This is a genomic window from Halococcus sp. AFM35 (assembly GCF_051195015.1).
Lineage (GTDB): Archaea > Halobacteriota > Halobacteria > Halobacteriales > Halococcaceae > Halococcus.
Genome location: NZ_JBNTJU010000079.1, coordinates 1 through 1,942 on the forward strand (window position 1 = coordinate 1; position 1,942 = coordinate 1,942).

Consider the following 1,942-nt stretch of genomic DNA (forward strand, 5'->3'; position numbering starts at 1 on the left):
ACCCCACTTTCGACACCCAAATGTGTTCTTGTGAGCAAACCCTATGATCAAGATCGAGTTGATGGTAGATTTTGTCATGTGATATTGGATATCTCTAAATAAATAATACCTTATTGGAATTCCAGTAGTTGAATGGATATTTTTGAGAAATGAATGCGCGAGCCAGAGAGGTCTGCCTCTCTGGCCGCGCTTACTCTTCCGATTCGATGCCATATGCGGTGACATCAAGATTGAGCAGCTCAAGCACTCGCTTCGGCACGTCAACGTTGTCTGGTATCTCCCGTTTCCCGTCGACCCGCGATACGAGCATGTTCTCGAACCGTTCAAGCACTCGCCGGCCGGTGGGCCGAAAGCTCGTCGGCCCACCGGCCAGATCCATTGGTTCATCCGCACCCTGTAGAGCCACGCGTGCGCGTCGTTCAATGAGAGAATAGACGAGCAACGCCATCAGCATCACGTAGCCGAGTGCTTCGACGCGGTCGGGCCGGTCGAGAAAGACCGGCCCGACGCGTTTGGGGTCTTTGACTACCCGAAACCGGCGTTCGACCGCCTGTTGCTCTTTGTACTCCTGGAGAACGTCCTCACCAGCCCACTCTTCAGAATCTTCCAACGACGTGACGACCACGAAACAACTGGCTCTCTTCTTGCGGTGGGCGATCGCCGCCGCGTCCCGCTGGACGCTGGCGGCGATCTTGTAGACGGTTTCGTAGGGGTCCCAGTCTTTCGGCGGTCGTCCGGGCTTGTCGCGGCTCTTCTTCTGTTCGGTTTCGACGACTTCTGCCTCGAATTCGAAACAGGAATCGTCGTGATCGTCGAGCCACGTCTCCCACGCTTCCTGAGCGTCGGGTTCACAGGCGAATGAGCGGTCGGCCAGCTGGCCGACCGCGTCCTCAAGATCCTCTTCAGTGCTGTCGAGGTCATTGTCAATGCGTCGGTTAGTGCGTCCATCGAGCGTGGATGAATGGACGACGACACACCGCAAATCGTGGTTAGAGATGTGCTTTTGGAAAGTTTGAATCTGGTAGGAGGCAGCGTCTTCGTCATCTTCATCGTTGACAAATTTTCCAAGATCGTTCCACTCGTCGATCTCCCACGCGCGGTCGATGCACTCATCGACCGCGTTGTAGGTGCGCGGGAGTCGGCTGATAATGTCGATGCCAGCAGCAGAGGCTTCATCCAGCGAATCTTCGCTCATTGCCGCGCTATCGGCGACATAGATAGGAGGCTCGTCAGCGGCGAGCCGCTGACGGAGCTCGCCGATAAGTTCGGTGTTCCAGGTGGTGTCGGAGTCGTTCCCGTCGAGGATATCTCCGATGACGGGAACGCCGTTGCGGTTGACTGCGAGGCCTATTTGGAACTGGTTGAGGTGACGATTGCCATCGCGACTATACCCCTGTGTAATTTCGAGATCGTACTCGTCGTTTTCGTCCTCGTAGATACCCTGAACGGACTTGGAAGTAGTGTCGGCGTGGACCACATTCGTGGTCACGCCTTCACGCCCGATGGCTTCAGCAAGCACACTCCCGAAGAGTATGCGTGGGTTGGCGTCAGCGATCTTATCGAGGGTCCGTCCGAAAGTGGTGTCGCTGAGATTTTCAGGTGAGATATTTTCGCCGAAGAGGTTGGCTGTGTCGGATTTTTCGAAGAATTCGGACAGCCGATACATCGGCTGTCCTTCAGCAAGGAAGTTCATGACGAGTGCCATGGTTCGATGACCAGGCGAGAGTCGGCACTGTTGGTCATCCCATTCGACCTGTTCGTTGACAGTCTCGATAAGGCCGCATTCCTCACAGATGGCTTTAACCACCGGAAGCGGACCAGGCGAGAAGACTTCCACAGCCGAACTCACAGTATCGTGAGTTCTGCTGTGAGGTCAAAGAAGTTCTCGGTACTTTTCAGATCAAAAACATTTTGTCAATTCTGTAGGGGTGTCGAAAGTGGG

General features: G+C 54.8%; 1 protein-coding gene. It reads right to left on the bottom strand.

Annotated features, from left to right (window positions below):
- Positions 1-190: 190 nt before the first annotated feature.
- On the bottom strand, positions 191-1,849 hold the full coding sequence (locus ACQUQO_RS18135; protein ID WP_435080045.1) for an IS1634 family transposase: 1,659 nt from the start codon (positions 1,847-1,849) through the stop codon (positions 191-193).
- Positions 1,850-1,942 lie beyond the last annotated feature (93 nt).